Consider the following 18779-nt stretch of genomic DNA (forward strand, 5'->3'; position numbering starts at 1 on the left):
GATTTTACCGATATAGATGTACGCATGACTGATCTGCAATATGATGAATATGACCGCCGTTTTGCTGGTGTAGCCAAAATTTATGGAGACGAGGCCTTTTCATATTATGAAAAAAGTCATGTGATGGTGATTGGAATTGGTGGTGTAGGTTCATGGGCAGTCGAGGCTTTAGCGCGTACAGGCGTTGGCGAATTAACACTGGTTGATATGGACTCGATTGCGGCTTCGAATGTTAACCGTCAACTGCCAGCGATGACTTCGACATTGGGCTGTGAAAAAATTGAAGTGATGGCCGAGCGTTGTCGTTCCATCAATCCACGGATCAAAATCAATTTGATCGATGACTATTTGACCCCAGAAAATGTCAAAGAAATTTTAGAACATCGACCAGATTTAATTTTAGATTGTATTGATGACGTCAAAGCTAAATTAGCACTGATGTTGCACTGTCGTTTTAATAAGATTCCATTGATTGTTTCAGGGGGAGCGGGTGGTAAGCTCGACCCATTGAAAATCCGAGTCGCAGATTTATCGAAAACTGAACAAGACCCGATGTTAGCCAAGTTACGTGCGCAACTGCGTTCTAAAGGCATTTGTAAAAAACCAAAAGAAAAATTCGGGATTACTTGTGTCTATTCTATTGATAATCCATTCTCCAGTGCCGATGTTTGCCCAAGTGCAGGTCTACGCTGTGGCGGCTATGGCTCGGCAGTGGTGGTGACCTCTAGTTTTGCCATGATTGCAGTGGCTGAAGTTCTGAAAAAATTAGAAGCACTTCAAGCCAAACGTTAATTGTCATTGAGCTTACCACCGAAAAAATTTACATAAAAAAAGTGCTGTCCTAAGGGGGACATCTCGCATGTCCCCCGAATTATGTTATGTTGATTAAAAATTGATTCGAATCAGAATCTACATGTTGAAAACTATAAAGAATGATATAAAAAACTGAGAACAGAGGTAGAGATGACAATGATAAAACCTATTGGGATCATACTTTTTGCATTGGCAACAGCAGTGACGCACGCAGAGCCGAATGCCTATGAAAAAGAGTTGAGAGAACAACATAAAGGATATTTAACCCAGACCACTGTGGACAGTGCTTTAATTTTGCCTCCGCCGCCAGAGGAAGGTTCTGTAACCAAAGCCAATGATGATTTTATCAATAAAAATGCCTTAATGTTGTATCGATCAGACCGTTGGGTGCAAGCGGGCTATGACAGTAATTTATATTTTCCAAGTGCGGCAAAAGCCTTTTCTTGCGCAGCCAATGTCGATATTAGTCAAGAAAAAACGCCAACCATTTATAAAATGTTAGAGTTATCTTTGGTTGATTTAGGCTTATCCTCGTATTCTGCAAAAAATAAATACCAACGTACTCGCCCATTTATGAGCAATGGTCAGGGTATCTGTGAAATCTCTGCAGAAGACCGTGAAAAGTACGGCATTAGCTATATTGAAAATAAAGATAAATTAGCGACCGACGGTTCTTACCCTTCGGGACATTCTGCAATTGGTTGGGGGTGGGCACTCATCATGAGCGAAATTGCACCACAACGTGCTAATCATATTTTCTTGCGTGGACGAGCTTTCGCAGAAAGTCGTTTGGTGTGTAATGTTCATTGGCAAAGTGACATTATTGAAGGCAAAAATATGGCAGCCATGACCGTGGCTCAGCTACATACGCAAAAGCAATTCTTAAAAGATTTAGCTAAAGCGCAGAAAGAATATCAGACTGCACAGCGTAAAGGTCATGTGCCTGATCCGGCTTCTTGCGAGTTTGAAAATAAAGCCTTATCGACCACCGTTGGTTCCGTGATGTAAGTCTTAAAGACGAAACATTGAGAATAAAAAAAGCCCAATTTACAATTGGGCTTTTTTTATTCTAACTCTTTAAGGCTGAACTTGATGTTCAAGTAAATAATCTTCGGTACGTTTCAGAGCTTCTTGAATATTTCGAATGGCATTTTCAACATCAGCAAATGTTTTGGCATTGCCACCACTTAAAGCTTGACGCCATTTTCGTGCACCTGGCAAGTTTTGAAATAAGCCCAGAATATGACGGGTTAAAATCGACAAAGGTGCACCTTCAGCCATACGCTGAGAAATATAAGGCAGCATTTGTTCCATAATCTCAAAACGATCTGGCGCATCCAGTTGCCAAAGTTGTCCTAATTCTGCCAGTAAATACGGGTTGTGATAGGCTTCACGACCAATCATTACGCCATCCACATGCTGTAAATGTTGTTCGGTTTCGGCAAAGGTTTTAATCCCGCCGTTAATTTCAATCAGCAGCTCTGGACGTTCTTGTTTGAGGCGATAAACATCTTCATAACGCAGAGGTGGAACTTCACGGTTCTCTTTCGGCGATAAACCTTGAAGTAAAGCAATACGGGCATGCACAATAAAATTATCACAACCTGTTTTCGCCACGGTATCAACAAAATGCAGCATTTCTTCATAAGAATGCATGTCATCAATGCCAATACGGTGTTTCACGGTCACAGGAATGTCGACTGCTTGACGCATTGCTGCAATACATTCTGCGACCAAGTCTGGCTCTGCCATTAAACATGCGCCAATTTTATTGTTCTGTACACGGTCACTCGGGCAGCCGACATTTAAATTAATTTCATCATAGCCCCAGTCCTGCGCCATTTTGCTACAAATGGCAAGGTCCTTTGGATTCGAGCCACCCAGTTGCAAGACAAGTGGATGTTCTTGATGGTTAAAGTCGAGATGACGTTTGGCATCGCCAAATAAAATGGCACCTGTGGTCACCATTTCGGTATAGAGAATCACATTTGGGTTAAATAAACGGGCAAAAAAACGATAGTCCCTGGTGGTCCAATCCATCATCGGGGCAACACTGATTCTCGGAGATTGAGTGTTTTCAATATTTTTGTTCATCGTCATGAAAAATCATACCTTTAATCTGTGCTATGCAATCTGTCAAAGATTATGTAAACCCATATGGACGAGTTAAGAGCTGTCCTAACCGTTCTGAAACTACATAAGTGTCTTGTGGGAGCTAAAAATTGAATTAGAAAAGTGCAATCAACATACAGGAAATCAGATAGCTCGTTGGAGAAAGAGCGAGAGCTTGAACTGACTTTAACGAGTTGCTATTGATCAATATCTGAATCAAATTCGATGCGAATATGGGAGAGTACGCTGCTACTTTAGGCTTAATTCAATCTTGGCCAATCGCGCGCAATACTACCATAAAAATAAAGTCAGTACATTTTGCTGAACACTAGAGCAAGTAAAGGGAACTTCTGATCTGGAATTAAAGCTTATAACCAAAAGGTCTTTAGTTACATGAACCACTGCGAATATAGCGTCAGTTTTCAGTTGTCGTTGCAAGATTGAATGGAAGGGGGAGATGGCATACATTTTACCTATAAATATCAAGGTACTTGAGTGGCACTGAAGGAAGTTTTTGATATTTTTCATCTACTCCTAATAATGAAGATGAGCAATATTTGCAGTGACTCGAAGACATGGATATGCCACGACCATTCACTTGTGAAACATAGTCTCATCGCAACTTGGGTTTTATAAAGGGTAATCTTTATGTGACTTCGGACGCTTTAGCCTATTGTCTAGTAATTATACAATTGCTATGGATGGGGTGATCTCTTACAATGGCTGAGACCCTAGTAGGAATCATAATTTGTAGCACAATTAAATCATTATCTGGTTTAAATCAGTTTTGAGTTGGTTTAATGCTATTGAAAATAGACTTGATAAATATGCGTCTAAGCGGTTCGCTTAGTGAGCAGAATAATAATCACAATGGACTACAATTCAAATAATTGAGCACTGTAGTTGCTGTGATTAACAATGAAAATTTAGAACGACGTATAACAATTTTTTATTACATTATTTTGGGAGTCATACGATGAAATTTGTAGTAAAGCCCTTAGCCCTTAGCCCTTAGCCCTTGCGCTCAGTTTAATCTGTCCATCACTCATTGCTACCACTTCACATGCCGAAGAAAAAGTGGATAGAAGCTCTTTACCGATTCCACTTTCAACATTTAAAGGCAAAATTGGGAAAACATATAAAGATACAACCTATGATTGGCAGCACAACGCTGAAGCACCTGCTGGTGCGCCAAATGTAGTGGTGATTTTGCTCGACGATGTCGGATTTGGTCAAACTTCTACTTTTGGTGGTCTAGTACCAACTCCAAATCTCGATAAGCTTGCTGCTCAAGGCTTAAAATATAACGAGTTCCATACCACTGCTATTTCTGGACCTTCTCGCGCGGCATTGCTCACCGGACGAAATCATCACGATACCGGAAATGGTTTCTTAATGGAGTGGGCGACGGGACTTCCAAACTACAGCACAATGATGCAACGAGATACAGCAACCATTGGACGAGTCTTACAAGGCAATGGTTATAATACGTGGTGGTTTGGTAAAAACCATAACACGCCAGATTGGGAAACTTCGGTTGCGGGTCCTTTTGATCGTTGGCCAACAGGTTCAGGTTTTGATTATTTCTATGGTTTTAACTCGGGCGAGACCAATCAATTTTATCCGACCATTTTTGAAAACACAGTACCTGTAGAACCCAATAAGACGCCTGAAGAAGGCTATCATCTGTTGGAAGATATGACAGATCGAGCGATTGCACGCATGCAATACTCGAAATCGATTGCACCCAACAAGCCATTCTTTATGTACTTTGCACCGGGTGCCGCACATGCACCACATCAACCCCCTAAAGAGTGGAGAGAGAAGTTCCAAGGCAAATTTGATATGGGATGGGAGAAATACCGTGAAACCGTATTTGCAAACCAGAAAAAATTAGGCGTTATTCCTCAAGATGCGAAGCTGACAAAACGTCCAGATTGGGTGCAACCTTGGGATAAGCTGAATGATAAACAGAAAAAAGTTTATACCCGTTTAATGGAAAATTTTGCAGGCTATCTTGCTTATACTGATATGGAAGTTGGGCGATTGCTAGATGAAGTGAAAAAACTTCCAGATGCTGATAACACCATGATTATTTATATTGTTGGTGATAATGGTGCATCTGCCGAAGGTGGACCCGATGGTACGGTCAATGAAATTAAAGCGCTCAGTGGTATTCCATCCACGATTGATGATTCATTAAAAATGTATGATGAAATTGGGGGTGTGAAAACGGAAGCACACTATCCTATTGGATGGGCTTGGGCAGGTAACACGCCATTCCCATGGGTAAAACAAGTGGCATCTCACTTAGGTGGAACCAGAAACCCAATGGTGATTAGCTGGCCTGCCAAAATTAAGCATGACGAGCAAGTTAGAAGCCAATATTTACATTTAGTCGATGTCGTTCCAACCATCTTGGAAGCCAGTCATATTCCTATGCCAAAAACAGTGGATGGTTATGCGCAAAAGCCACTGGCTGGAAAGTCGTTTATGTCCAGTTTTAGCAATGTGAATGCAACAGGAAGAACCACGCAGTACTACGAAGTCTTTAGTAACCGTGCGATCTATAATGATGGTTGGTTAGCAAGCGCTCAACATACGTTACCTTGGCGTCAAGACCTTGCACCAGGCAACTGGGATAAGGACAAATGGGAGCTGTATAACCTCAACGAAGACTTCACCCAGTCAACGGATTTAGCTGCAAAAATGCCTGAAAAAGTTGAAGAGATGAAGAAACTCTTCGATAAAGAAGCACAAAAATATAGTGTTTATCCATTTGATGATCGTGGCGCAGCTCGCTTAATGATTAAGAAACCTACACCACCTGGAGCCGATCCAAATGCCACTCATTTTGTGTACCATGAGGGTGTTACACGTTTAGCAGAATCTTCTGCCCCTGCCATTAAAAACCGTTCTTGGAGCTTAAATGCAGACGTGGAAACTCAAGGTAGTCAAACCAAAGGGGTAATCATGGCATTTGGTGGTGTTGCAGCGGGTGTAGTGCTGTATGTGAATGAACAAGGTCAGCCTGTTTTTGATTACAATTATTTTGATAATCATAGCGTCATTAAATCCAACAAAGCATTACCAAATGGTAAATCTAAAGTGACTATGAACTTTGATTACGAAGGAAAAGAGCCTGGTCAAGGTGGCAAAGTCACCTTACTGGTTAATGGCGAAAAAGTAGCTGAAGGAAATGTACCGAAAACAATTTCAGGTCGTTTTGGTACGGATACTTTTGGCATTGGCGAAGACACGGGTCAGCCGGTTAGTTTTGCCTATAAACCACCTTTTAAATTTAACGGTAAAATTGAGCAAGTTGTCATTGATTTAAAATAAGATTTTAATCTAATAAATAAAACCCACGTCTGGTTTCAGGCGTGGGTTTTATTTTTATTATGGTGACAGCCCTATAAAAAGGTGAGGTGATTTTATTGGAGTTAACGTGCGGTGCAGAATTCAAAAAAAAGTAATAAAAATCAATGTGTTTGTTATTTAATCAGTTGGGCGAACTTTCGTAGGAGAGGAAAAAAAGAACAAACAAAATAATTTTTATTTAGTTATTGAAAAATAAATATTTTTTATCATAAATTAAGTGATTGATAGCAGAGATTGGTACAAATAAACCCTTGCTCGCATTTTTTTGATTGTTTAGTATCGAAGATGAAAATAACCATTTACCGATAAGATCATAACAACTTGGGGAATCGATACAAGATGCGCATAATACCCACACAGGATCCAACCCCACCATTAAAAACTATGCAAATTCAGGGGCAAACCTATCGTTACCATGTGATGATTAAACCTTCTGGGGCACAGTGTAATTTGGATTGTAGTTATTGTTTTTACCTACATAAACAAGACCTTTTACATCAACCAAAAACGCCGCGCATGCAAGCGTCGATGCTTGAATTGCATATTAAGCAATATATTGAAGCACAGACTGGTGATGAAATTATCTTTAGCTGGCAGGGGGGGGAACCGACCCTGATGGGCTTGGAGTTTTTTGAGCGCGTGGTTGAGCTACAACAAAAATATAAAAAGCCAAACCAACGTATTGAAAATGACTTGCAAACCAACGGCATTTTACTGGATGAAGAGTGGTGCGCCTTTCTTAAACGCCATCATTTTTTTATCGGATTATCTATTGATGGTCCTGCTGAATTTCACGATAAACATCGCTATAACAAAGGTGGAAAGCCAACTCATGCCAAAGTCATGCAGGCGGCAGCACTTTTGCATCATTACCAAATTCCGTTCAATGCCCTGTGTGTTGTGAACCGTGATAATGCCAAAAGACCGATTGATGTGTATCGCTTCTTGAGAGATCATGTTCGACCACGAATGATTCAATTCATTCCGGGCATGGAAAGTGCGCAATTCCAACAAACTGCGCCAGGGCAGTGGAATCCTGATGATTTACCAATGCTGGGAAGCTCTGCGACCCAACCGGGTACACCTGATTCAGTCGTGACAGACTGGTCTATTGCAGCAGATGACTGGGGCTATTTCCTTTCTCGTGTTTGGGGAGAATGGTTGAATAAGGATTATGGCAAAGTCTTTGTGGATCAATTTGAAAATATGGTGTCGATGATGTTTGGCTATGGTTCACAAAAATGTGTATCTGGACAAATTTGTGGCAAAGCATTGGCAATTGAACATAATGGTGACTTATTTTCCTGTGATCATTTTGTTTACCCAGAATATAAGTTAGGCAATATTCAAGAGACGCATCAAGGTGATTTGGTTTTTTCTGAGCGTCAAAAGCAATTTGCCTATGCAAAGTCAAATACCTTGCCTGAATATTGCCGTAAATGCGCTTATTTACAATATTGCTGGGGGAATTGCCCGAAAGACCGCTTCTTAAAAACTCCAGATGGAGAGGTTGGTTTGCATTATCTCTGTTCGGGGTTAAAGCAATTTTTCCATACGGCAACAACATCAAAGCATGATATTGCAAAACGCTTACAACGACATTAAAAAGAACTTGTACAACAAGAGCAGAATAAATTCTGCTCTCCAAAATAACTAAAAAGTCGGGGCGAAGTCATCTCTGGCCTCGGCTTCGTGAAATAAAAAACTCTAGTGCATCATAACAATCTGAATAAGAGAGAATATCATGTGAAACGTCTAATGGTTTGGTCGCTTTCTTAATGAGGCTCGTCATGCTCAAGAGCAACTGGATATTTAAAATAAGTAGTTCGAAGTTGATCTAGCTAAAATTCAAGCTGATCATTGGCTCATTTCAAGACTTTCTGTTGCTGGCTGAAATATGAATCAACTTTGGATACTTCAGAATTGAGGATGAATATCCAACGAGAGAAAGCCTTGCTCTAAATTCAGTTGAGATAAAGCCAGAAAATAAGGATGTCTTGGTTCGGTATTTATGCTAAAGATATTTCTGTCTATTTTTTATTTAATGTTGTGTGCCTAGCACCACAGCCTTCAAGTAATAAATTTCCATGCGCATTTGAGATGGTAAATATAGGGTCGGTACTTGACCAAATTGAGGCGCATGTAGGACGTGTGTGGGTCTCGAATCGACAGTTTGCGTATCAATGTGAAGCATATGCTCGGCGAAGTGTACGCACATCGGGTTTTGATGGATGTATTCATACTGTTTCAATCCATCTCCTATGCTTTGCTCTCGTTTCAATATAACAGCAATAGAACTGACGGCTTTTGATTATTTAAATAGGCGTAATTAACAGGAATACTTATGCGAAATATCGTAAAGCTCTGAATTGCTTATGAGGATGTATTTTTAATGGAGCAGCGTCTGAGTCAATGACCAGAAGATGACCAAAAACTATCTCATCGTAAAGAGTATATAAAAGATTGATCCGAAGAAAACGATAAATTTCAGCATCAATAGCTAAGCGTTATAAAAGCAAAGGGCTTATGACTTAAGCCCTTATCAGCCTTAGCAATAAAGTATTAGTTAATTGAATAGGCACCATCAACTTTCACTATCGCACCATTTACAAAGCTTGCTGCATCAGACGCGAGGAAGACTACCACGTTAGCAATTTCTTCAGGCTTACCTAAACGCTGCATTGGAGAACGTTGCATAATGCCATTGAATACTTCAGGCATATCTTTCAATGGTTGGATAAGCGGCGTATCGATCCAACCCGGAGCAACAGCATTTACGCGAATTTTGGCTTGGGCCATGCTCAGTGCATGTGAGAAGGTAAGTTGATCAATGGCACCTTTAGAACAAGAGTATGCTGGTGCAATACCTGAACCAAATTGCGCGTACAGTGAAGACACGTTAATGATCGATGGATTGTCCGATTTAGCTAAGGCTTTAGCAGCGACTTCACTGATATAAAAAACAGAGGTGAGGTTAACTTCTAGCACTTTTTTATAGGTGTCTAATTCGTGCTCTGAGACAGAACCCATACCTGCGCCGTTGAATAAAGTATCAATGCGATCTACTTTTGCGAAAAAAGCATCGACAGCGGCTTTATCGGTGACATCCATTTCGACAGCTTCAATATCCAAACCAGTTGGGAAAACTGCCTTGGCTGCTTGTAAGCCAAGCGCCCATACTTTTGCACCACGTTCAGCAAATGCGACTGCAACGGCTTGACCAATACCAGATGTGCCACCTGTCACGACGGCGATTTTATTTTCAAACATCTTTGAGTTAAATGTTTCCATGATCTTTTTATCCTAGTTTAAGTGGCATCAATGCTTCCTGATTGATGCCATTTAACTTAGCGTTATATATCGCTGTAGAAAAGAATGGAAATAAAAACAGCAGGATTTCCATTCTTTGGAATGGCTGTTTTAGGTGCTTGCTAGAATCGTTTGATGAGTGATTTCTAGGGCGACCAAAGCATGGAAAAAATTGAATAGTTCTATTTTCAAAAGAACATTCATACTGAACTTGTGGGATTGATCAATCACTATATCTTAGCAGGATTTAATTTAGCTTAATCATTCAGTATGTTGAATACATAGAAGAATAAAGTATAGGAAAAGCCGATGTTGCTTTTAGAAGAAATTTTTAAAACTAAAAAAGTACAACAGAGTGATGAGTTTAATCTGAGAATACATCGTGGGCTGAGTTGGTTAAAGCAGGCATTACTGCTCGATCATGATCCCGATTTACAATTTATCAGCCTGTGGATTTCCTTCAATGCGATATATGCACAAGACTTGGGGCAAAGTCAGGACAAACAGAGTTTACGTCAGTTCTTACATTTAATTTGCCAACATGATGTCGATCATAGAATTTATAGCATTTTATGGGACAAATTTAGTCAGCCTATTCGTATGCTCTTAGACAACCAATACACCTATCAAGGGTATTGGGACTATCAAAATAAGAAAATTGCTTTAGAGGTCTGTAAGGCTCAGCTTGAACAAGAAAAGAAGAAAGTGGCGAAAGCGCTACAGCAGAAGCATTCGGTCGATATTTTACTGGTACTGTTTAACCGTTTATATACCTTGAGAAATCAGCTGATGCATGGCGGTTCAACCTATAAGAGTTCATTGAACCGCAAGCAGCTACAAGATGGCTGTCAAATTTTATCGGCTTTGCTGCCCGCATTTTTGTACATTGCTTTGGAGAATGCAGATAGTCTCGATTTGGGTAAACCCTTTTACCCCGTGGCTCAGGTCAGTTAGCGTTCAAAATGAAGTGCCCAAACAAAAAGACAGTTTACTGAGTAAACTGTCTTTTTGAGGGTTAAGCAATACCCTGTTTTTTGCTATACAGGGTATCCAGCAGAGCAAAGACACCTGCCATCATCACCAGTGTAATACCGACCAAACACGTACTGCTCCAGCCGCCGTGATGCCATGCATAGACACCTAGCGCCGAGCCACACGCACCACCAATAAAATATAAGGTCATATAGATGGAGTTCACCCGAGACTTCGCATCGGGGCGTAAACGGAAAATCACGTTTTGGTTACAACTGTGTGTGGTTGCAAGCCCTAAGTTAATCAGTGCATAACCGATGATGTAGCTGATGAGTGAACTCCCGCCTAAATATAGGAACACCCAACTGAGGGCTAACGTCCCACAGCCGACCCACGTCAAAAGTAGGGTATAACCGCGATCAGCCCATTTACCAATCCACTGGGTGGAGAGTGCGCCAAATACGCCGACCAAAGTCACTACGCCGACTAAAACATCCGAAAGTTGAAATGGCTCAGAGGTTAAAAGTAAGGCAATGGTTGAAAACAGCATACTCATGGCAGCAAAAGCAAATCCACCCGTGATTGAGCGAAACACCAAACGAGGCTCTTGTTGTAGCAGACTCCCCATGGACTTAAAAATGTCGAAATAGGTGATTTTGAGTTTTGGTAGTTGCGGCAGTTTTCCTTTCATCAGAAGAGCCAAAGCAAACATGGCAATGCCACTCAGCACATAAATCATTTTCCAGTGCCATAAGTCTGAGAGTAATCCCGCCACACTGGTCGACAGTAAGATCCCGACCAATAAGCCACTCATGAGAAAACCGACCACTTCTCCCGTTTTTTCAGGTTTGACTGCCATCGTGGCCAGAGGAATCAGCACTTGTGCTGCGACAGAAAAGAGTCCTGTAATAATGGTGCCTAGCCAGAGCATCGATAAGTTGGTGGATGTCGCACAGATAAACAGTCCAGCAGATGCGCCAAACATCAGGAATGGAATCAGTTTGGCTTTGTTCAACATGTCGCCTAAGGGCACAATGAACAGTAAACCCAAAGCATAGGAAACTTGCGCAAAGGTTACGGTCAAAGCCACTTGTTCTTCTGGCGCTTGAAAGCTTTGCTGAATAGAGGAAATCAAAGGCTGGCAATAATAGTTTGCCCCTGCACATAAGCCGCAGACAATTGCCATCAGCCAGAGCAGAGATTTGTCTCGACTGATGTCGAAAGAAGTATTCATAATGAGCCTTTGATGAGGGAGTATTTTTTAGAATGACGTTTACATCGTGCTTGAGCTAAATAGATGCATCGTTTCAGAAATTGTATACGAAGCTGATTCAAAAGCCTAAAACAAGCGAGAAAAGACTGCATAAAAAATGAGTCGAAGATGAAGACACAGAAAATAGCATGACCTGTTCTTAGGAAGGTGTTTTCGTCCAATACAATCAAAAAATGATGATGTTTCGAATTTCCTGTCAAAAAATCATAAAAATCTTTAAAAAATTCTGAACGCACCCATCTATTTTGTATGAAATTGTTGCATTCGATCATTTTTACTCATCATGCACATCAAAGATTTGGGACAAATTACTGAAATATTCATCTATTTAGGGTGTTTTTGCTCAATTATGGTGCATTTCTGCTTGGGGCTAGTATGTAAATGCGCGCCATTATCATCCGATAAAATATGAAAAAAACATTTTTGTTGGTCATTCCTCGTTTCAGATCTAGTTAAACGCGATCAACCCCTCCCTGTATTTTTAGATGATCCATTCCAAATACGCGTTTTAGTTGAGCTAAATTTTGAGCATTGGCATTCTTGATCGATGAAAAATAGGGACAGGCCAATTCGAAGCTTTTGCAAATGGGGCAAAACTGTCATTTAAGTCAATGTCTGCAAAGTTTGCTTGACAGCAGATGGTAAAGCTCGATGAATGACGGGTTCGGGTTAATGTCAATGTGGTGGTTCATATTCTTGGATTGGTCAAAAAGATCAATACTGCGGAATTAAAGGACTTGGTTTTGTGCAAAAAAAGTGCAGATTTTAGTGTGTAAAGATCTGTGGTTCAGAATTTGAATAGAAATAAATCAATTTTTAAGCGGATTCAAAGCAAATAAACGCAATATCACCCAATATTTTTTATGAATCACCAGTTCAGTATATGGGTATTTATTAAATAAATAGTGGGTGGTATTTTAAAAAAGTTTCATTAGAATCCAAAAATTCATAAGAACATCCTGTGAGAAAACATTGCCTAATGGGTGATGTTTACTTTAAGAAAAACTAGCTTGAGGGACGCTCATGCAGATCGGAATTCCAGCCGAAACTGTCGTCGGTGAAAATCGTGTAGCCGCAACGCCAGAAACGGTAAAAAAGTTGATCAGTGCTGGTCATAGTGTAGTGATTGAACGTAGAGCGGGTGTGAAAGCTGCTTATATCGACAGTGCCTATGAGCAAGTCGGTGCTACGCTGACAGATGATGCCTATACCGGTAGCCAAATGATTTTAAAAGTACGTGCCCCTCAGGGTGCTGAAATTCAAAAGCTTGCGCCAAATACATCGGTTATTGCCATGTTTGACCCGTACCGTAATACGGAGCTTGATCAATTTGCATCACAACACGTGTCTGCATTTGCTTTGGAGCTACTGCCACGGACTTTATCTCGTGCGCAGAACATGGACGTATTATCTTCACAAGCCAATTTGTCGGGTTACAAGTCAGTGCTTCTTGCTGCGGCAGAGTACCAGCGCATGTTCCCAATGTTGATGACGGCTGCGGGTACTGTAAAACCTGCACGTGTCGTGATCATGGGGGTCGGTGTTGCGGGTCTACAAGCGATTGCGACAGCAAAACGTTTGGGTGCTGTGGTTGAAGCAACGGATTTACGTCCGACGGCGAAAGATCAGGTGGAATCTTTGGGTGGCAAATGGTTAGACGTACCTATGTCAGCGGAAGAACAGCAAAAAGCAGCCGATGCTGCGAAAAATGGTTATGGTTGGATGCCGGGTGAAGACTATATTCGCGATCAAGCCATTATTGTGGATAAAGCTGTATCGAATGCTGACATCGTGATTACTACTGCACTTTTACCAGGTCGTAATGCGCCACGTCTGATTAAGGCGGAAACGGTTGCCAAAATGAAACCAGGTTCAATCATCCTTGATATGGCGGTTGAAACAGGCGGTAACGTTGAAGGTTCTAAGAATGGTGAAAATGTTGTGACTGACAACGGTGTGACCATTCTAGGTATTCCAAACATTCCGTCTACGGTTTCAACTGAAGCTTCTGCTTTGTATGCACGAAATGTCTTGAACTTCTTAGATACTTTATTTGATGCAGAGAAAAACTTTGCCATCAATCCTGAAGAAGAAATTCAAAAAGCCCTTCTAGTAACTCATGGCGGTCAAGTACTGCTGAAGCGTGGTTAAGGAGATAGATCATGGTTGAAACAATTACAATTTTCGTCCTTGCCATCTTTGTAGGCTACTACGTCGTGTGGGGCGTTACGCCAGCACTACATACACCACTTATGGCAGTAACCAATGCGTTGTCATCGATCATCGTGGTGGGTGCAATGATTCAAACTGTAGGAATTCCTGCAATTGGTGTTGATGCGAATGTTGCATTCCAAAGTGTGAATGTGGTGAGCATCTTGGGTGCAATTGCGGTGTTCTTAGCAAGTATCAATATTTTCGGTGGCTTCGCAGTAACAGCGCGTATGCTTGAAATGTTCAAGCCAAAGCAAAAGAAAAAAGAGGGCTAATATATGGAATTCATTCGAGACTATGCGGATTGGTTCTACCTGATTGGTGCTGTCCTCTTTATCTTAACTTTACGTGGTTTGTCTGGCCCGAAGACGGCTATTCAAGGTAACCGTTACGGCATGATTGCAATGGCGATTGCTGTAGTGACCACCTTCTTTGTGGCAGATCATCCTGTGATTTGGATGATTGGCGGTGCGATGGTGCTGGGTGCGATTGTGGGTATTGCCCGCGCACGTACTGTACCTATGACGCAGATGCCTGAAACGGTCGCATTGATGCACTCTTTGGTGGGTCTGGCTGCGGTATTGATTGCGATTGCGGCAATTCTACATAACAACCAACTGACTGCATTATTTGCACAAAATGAAGCTGCATTAACTGCTGCGGGTGTACAACATGCACACATGAGCAAGGTTCATTTATTTGAATTGTTCGTGGGGTGTTTCGTCGGTGCGATTACCTTTACAGCGTCTGTATTCGCTTATGGTAAATTGGCTGCGAAAAAATGGGCAAAAACTATTTCTGGTGCATGGGTTAAACCTGTACAAGCGCTGATTTTCCTTGCAATGTTGGCATGTGGTGTGTACTTCTTCACGACAGGCAACATGAATGCATTCTGGGCCATGACTGTACTTGCACTTGCATTCGGTTGGGTGTGGATTGCACCAGTTGGCGGCGGTGATATGCCAGTGGTGGTATCGCTATTGAACTCCTTCTCTGGTTGGGCAGCAGCAGGTATTGGTTTCACACTTGAAAACAATATGTTGATCGTTGCGGGTTCACTGGTGGGTTCTTCAGGTGCGATTCTGTCTTACATCATGTGTAAAGCCATGAACCGTTCAATCATCAACGTTTTGTTTGGTGGTGCAATGGGTGGAACTGCGGTAGCTTCTGCGGACAAAGGCGAACAAGCACAGCGTAACCATCGTTCTGGTTCAGCAGATGACGCAGGCTTCTTGATGTCAAATGCAGACAGCGTTGTGATCGTACCGGGTTATGGTATGGCACAAGGCCGTGCACAAAATGCGGTGAAAGAACTGTGTGAGATCTTGAAAGAACAAGGTGTAAAAGTGCGCTTCGCGATTCATCCAGTGGCTGGTCGTATGCCGGGTCACATGAACGTACTTTTGGCTGAAGCTGACGTGGCGTATGAAGACATCTTAGAGATGGATGAGATTAACTCAGACTTCCCTGCAACAGATGTGGTGCTTGTGATTGGTGCGAATGACGTGGTCAACCCTGCGGCGAAAGACGATCCAACATCTCCAATCTATGGCATGCCAATTCTTGAAGCACATAAAGCACGTACCATTATGGTCATCAAACGCTCTATGGCGACAGGTTATGCAGGTCTAGACAACGATTTGTTCTATAACGAAAAAACCATGATGATCTTTGGTGATGCGAAGAAAGTGGTTGAAGATATGACCAAAGCAATCAATGGTGGTGGACACTAATCCTCCTCCTAGAGTGTATAGAGACCACCTTCGGGTGGTTTTTTTATGTTTGCAGCTTTTGCTAAGATGATGTGTATCTTTTCAATAAGAAAACAAGATGAACATAAATCAGATTTCGTTTCAGGTGTTGCTGATCTTTAGTGGGTTCGTTTTGAGTCAAACTACTCAGGCTCAAGTCTTCGAAATAAAAAATGCATCGAAACGCTATGATGTAAAAATAACGACGAGCTGTACGGACAGGAGCTGCGATGGACAAGCCAATATTGATCTTTACCTAAAAGGGACAGTACAGCGCTTTCAGCGTATTTCCTCGGCTGAATTGACGATGGATCTGGACGAAACTGACAAACCATCTGTCAATGTGGTGCAGCTTTATGGTGAGCAAAGTGCCGTGATTTTTGCCGACTTTAATTTTGACGGCAGTGAGGATGTCGCCATCCGTAATGGTAACTATGGTGCTTATGGCGGGCCAACTTACGATGTTTATGTCTTTCATCGGACTAAAAATAAATTTGTGCTGAGTCAGGAGTTATCGGCCTTAACTCATGAAAATTTGGGCATGTTTGAGGTCGATCCAAAACAGAAAAGAATCTTAACCTTCAATAAAAGTGGGTGTTGTTATCATATTCGTTCGGAATATATCGTGATTCCTAAACACGGCTTGAGTTTAGTCAAAGAGTTTATTGAAGATGCAACAGTTCAAGCGGGAAAGGTTAAAGTGACGGAGCGAACGCTGAATCGTGGTCGATGGGTAGAGAGGGTTCACTATTATGCTGTGGATGAGTACTATAAAAACTAAAAGCTATGTTTTATCAATCAGCTGATAAATTCATTTTGACCTCTTGTATGGTGTATCGCTTTTTCGCCTTGTTTGAATTGTCCATTTATATTGGTGGGCATGGGTCATGATTAAATATCTGTAAGGTGTTGAAACACTGGCATTGATTTTGCAATTGAGATGAATAATCTTTGGGGGATTATTCATGAAAAAAATAAAATACTTACTCTTCTTTGTGTGCTGTATTGCTTTACCCAGTTTTGCTGCAGAGCCCCTGCCAACACAGGCTCAAAATATTCAAGAAATTCGTCTCTCGCTCGACAGTGTCTGGGTGGTGCTCGGTGGCATTTTAGTGTTTTTCATGCAAGCAGGTTTTGCCCTGATTGAAAGTGGTTCGGTGCGCTCTAAAAACACCATTAATGTACTCATGAAAAACTATATGGATGCCTGTTTAGGAGGCCTGGTCTTTTGGTTGATTGGCTTTGGTTTGATGTTTGGTGTCAATTCGAGTGGCTGGATAGGAACCTCACATTTTGCTCCCAATGCCATGGATGACTGGCACTGGAACCTCTTGTTCTTTCAAATGATGTTTGCGGCCACCGCCACGACGATTGCCAGTGGGGCGATGGCTGAGCGGATTCACTTTGTGGCGTATATCGTGAGTGCTGCGGTGGTCAGTGGTTTGATCTACCCGATTTTTGGTGCATGGGCTTGGGGGAGCTTATTTGATGGTGAAGGTTGGTTAAAAGCCATGGGTTTCATTGACTTTGCAGGTTCAACGGTGGTGCATTCGATTGGTGGATGGGTGGCTTTAGCCGGAATTATTGTGTTGGGGCCTCGTTTAGGGCGGTTTGGGCGCAATGGACAAGTCCATTATTTGGCAGGACATAATTTACCGTTGGTGGCGCTAGGCGGTTTTGTTCTATGGCTGGCATGGTTTGGTTTTAATGCGGCCTCTACTGTGAAGGCAGATGTGTGTATTGGGCGGATTGCCTTGAATACACATTTGGCGGCGTGTGCTTCGGCAGTTGCCTATATGGTTTATACCCTAATACGTGGTAAAGCAATTTTAATGCGCGGCACCATTAATGCCTCCTTGGGTGGGCTGGTTGCAATTACGGCGGGCTGTGCAACCATGAGTCCACTGTATGCCATCATCAGTGGGGCGGTTGCAGGTGTGTTGGTCAGTATTTTACCGCTGGTGATGGAAAAACTCCGCTTGGATGATGTGGTCGATGCGGTGACTGTGCATGGTTTTTGTGGGGCATGGGGCACATTGGCAGCGGGTTTGTTTTTTGAAAACAATATGTTTAATGCGGGGATCATTGCGGTACAAGGCTTGGGGATTTTAACGGCCTTTGCTTGGGGTTTTGGTGTGGCATTGATCGTCTTTAAAGTCTTGGACCTCGTTCTTGGTGGTTTGCGGGTGAGTAAACAACATGAACAACGTGGCTTAGACTATACCGAACATGCAGAACTGTCTTATCCCGAGTTTCAGCGTGATGTGACGTTTGAAACTGATGATATGACCAAACGTCATTAATGAAAGAGGATAGCTCATGTCGACTGAAACATTAACTATTTTACAAAAACGCCAAGCGATCGAGCGTGGACTGAGTCGGTACTTACAAGGAACACTTTTAGAGCAAGTATTAAATCACTGGGAAGCGAAATATGGTGATCAACCCTCCTTTGTCCTGAATCGTTTTTTGAGTGAAATTTGCACCACAGAGGAATTACGTTACTTCCGAAAAGACATGCTCAAAAATGTCTTGGCAGAGATGGCCCAAGTTGAAAAACAAGTGTTGTTGAACCCATCTGCAAAAGCATCGAAAAGCGAACAAGGGGGAGCAGTGTTACTCGATGCATTGACGTTTTTTATGCAAAATATCTGTCAAGCAGTCAAAGCCGTTGATGTGCAGGAGTTTGAGCGTGAGGTGAAAACGCAGCTAGATGCTTTATCCATTGTGATTGATAGATATCAGGCCTTGGATGATCGAGCAGTACTTGAAGCTTTGCCCATGACTCAATATGCGCAGGTCTTGACGGTTTTTTATGAAAATTATTGTGAATTTTATGGTCCAGCAAAAGCAGATCAACTCTATGCCCATGTGAAGCGCCAAGTGAAAGAGCGCTACCCAATGGTCGATATGCATCGCTTAATTTAAATAAAATTAGACATAAAAAAAGCGACCTT

General features: G+C 41.9%; 15 protein-coding genes. 11 read left to right on the top strand and 4 right to left on the bottom strand.

From position 1 onward, the window contains the following. Window positions 1-24 precede the first annotated feature (24 nt). Window positions 25-792 (top strand): tRNA threonylcarbamoyladenosine dehydratase, encoded by a 768-nt coding sequence (locus tag PTT44_RS03580; RefSeq protein WP_168157966.1) that lies wholly within the window; start codon window positions 25-27, stop codon window positions 790-792. 177 nt (window positions 793-969) lie between these two features. Further along, complete coding sequence (locus PTT44_RS03585) at window positions 970-1821, top strand: acid phosphatase (RefSeq protein ID WP_168157965.1); 852 nt, start codon at window positions 970-972, stop codon at window positions 1819-1821. Window positions 1822-1890: 69 nt separating this feature from the next. Here PTT44_RS03585 and dusA read toward each other — a convergent pair whose 3' ends face one another. Beyond that, window positions 1891-2913 carry a tRNA dihydrouridine(20/20a) synthase DusA gene (gene dusA / locus PTT44_RS03590; RefSeq protein ID WP_216076683.1) on the bottom strand — a complete coding sequence of 341 codons (1023 nt, stop codon included), beginning with the start codon at window positions 2911-2913 and terminating at the stop codon, window positions 1891-1893. Between the two features lie 1089 nt (window positions 2914-4002). Here dusA and PTT44_RS03595 point away from each other — a divergent pair. Next, complete coding sequence (locus PTT44_RS03595; RefSeq protein WP_234950689.1) at window positions 4003-6267, top strand: arylsulfatase; 2265 nt, start codon at window positions 4003-4005, stop codon at window positions 6265-6267. A 378-nt stretch (window positions 6268-6645) separates the two neighbouring features. Continuing rightward, the gene (locus PTT44_RS03600) at window positions 6646-7911 is read left to right on the top strand and encodes an anaerobic sulfatase maturase (protein WP_168157964.1); all 1266 of its coding nucleotides are present in this window, start codon (window positions 6646-6648) and stop codon (window positions 7909-7911) included. Between the two features lie 436 nt (window positions 7912-8347). Here the strand turns inward: PTT44_RS03600 and PTT44_RS03605 are convergent, their stop codons facing one another. Together PTT44_RS03605 and PTT44_RS03610 are read right to left on the bottom strand one after the other, a co-directional pair. Then, window positions 8348-8557 (bottom strand): hypothetical protein, encoded by a 210-nt coding sequence (locus tag PTT44_RS03605; RefSeq protein WP_168157963.1) that lies wholly within the window; start codon window positions 8555-8557, stop codon window positions 8348-8350. A 311-nt stretch (window positions 8558-8868) separates the two neighbouring features. Next, window positions 8869-9597 (bottom strand): SDR family NAD(P)-dependent oxidoreductase, encoded by a 729-nt coding sequence (locus tag PTT44_RS03610; protein WP_168157962.1) that lies wholly within the window; start codon window positions 9595-9597, stop codon window positions 8869-8871. A gap of 327 nt (window positions 9598-9924) precedes the next feature. On the opposite strand from PTT44_RS03610, the gene PTT44_RS03615 reads away from it, so the two are divergent. Then, complete coding sequence (locus tag PTT44_RS03615; RefSeq protein WP_058868943.1) at window positions 9925-10569, top strand: HEPN domain-containing protein; 645 nt, start codon at window positions 9925-9927, stop codon at window positions 10567-10569. Between the two features lie 61 nt (window positions 10570-10630). Here the strand turns inward: PTT44_RS03615 and PTT44_RS03620 are convergent, their stop codons facing one another. Then, window positions 10631-11821: an MFS transporter gene (locus tag PTT44_RS03620; protein WP_058868944.1), complete on the bottom strand. Its 1191-nt coding sequence runs from the start codon at window positions 11819-11821 to the stop codon at window positions 10631-10633. Window positions 11822-12883: 1062 nt separating this feature from the next. On the opposite strand from PTT44_RS03620, the gene PTT44_RS03625 reads away from it, so the two are divergent. From PTT44_RS03625 to PTT44_RS03650, 6 genes are all read left to right on the top strand, one after another. Then, window positions 12884-14011 carry an NAD(P) transhydrogenase subunit alpha gene (locus PTT44_RS03625; RefSeq protein ID WP_005400772.1) on the top strand — a complete coding sequence of 376 codons (1128 nt, stop codon included), beginning with the start codon at window positions 12884-12886 and terminating at the stop codon, window positions 14009-14011. 11 nt (window positions 14012-14022) lie between these two features. After that, the gene (locus PTT44_RS03630) at window positions 14023-14346 is read left to right on the top strand and encodes a proton-translocating transhydrogenase family protein (RefSeq protein ID WP_004692331.1); all 324 of its coding nucleotides are present in this window, start codon (window positions 14023-14025) and stop codon (window positions 14344-14346) included. A 3-nt stretch (window positions 14347-14349) separates the two neighbouring features. Continuing rightward, window positions 14350-15804, top strand: coding sequence for an NAD(P)(+) transhydrogenase (Re/Si-specific) subunit beta (locus PTT44_RS03635; RefSeq protein WP_148826712.1), 1455 nt, complete (start codon window positions 14350-14352; stop codon window positions 15802-15804). Between the two features lie 97 nt (window positions 15805-15901). After that, complete coding sequence (locus tag PTT44_RS03640) at window positions 15902-16603, top strand: FG-GAP repeat protein (RefSeq protein ID WP_005400770.1); 702 nt, start codon at window positions 15902-15904, stop codon at window positions 16601-16603. Between the two features lie 184 nt (window positions 16604-16787). Beyond that, window positions 16788-18125: an ammonium transporter gene (locus PTT44_RS03645; RefSeq protein WP_168157961.1), complete on the top strand. Its 1338-nt coding sequence runs from the start codon at window positions 16788-16790 to the stop codon at window positions 18123-18125. Window positions 18126-18141: 16 nt separating this feature from the next. After that, window positions 18142-18750 (top strand): hypothetical protein, encoded by a 609-nt coding sequence (locus tag PTT44_RS03650; protein WP_168157960.1) that lies wholly within the window; start codon window positions 18142-18144, stop codon window positions 18748-18750. Window positions 18751-18779 lie beyond the last annotated feature (29 nt).

The sequence above is a fragment of the Acinetobacter sp. Gutcm_16 genome (assembly GCF_028649355.1).
Lineage (GTDB): Bacteria > Pseudomonadota > Gammaproteobacteria > Pseudomonadales > Moraxellaceae > Acinetobacter > Acinetobacter johnsonii.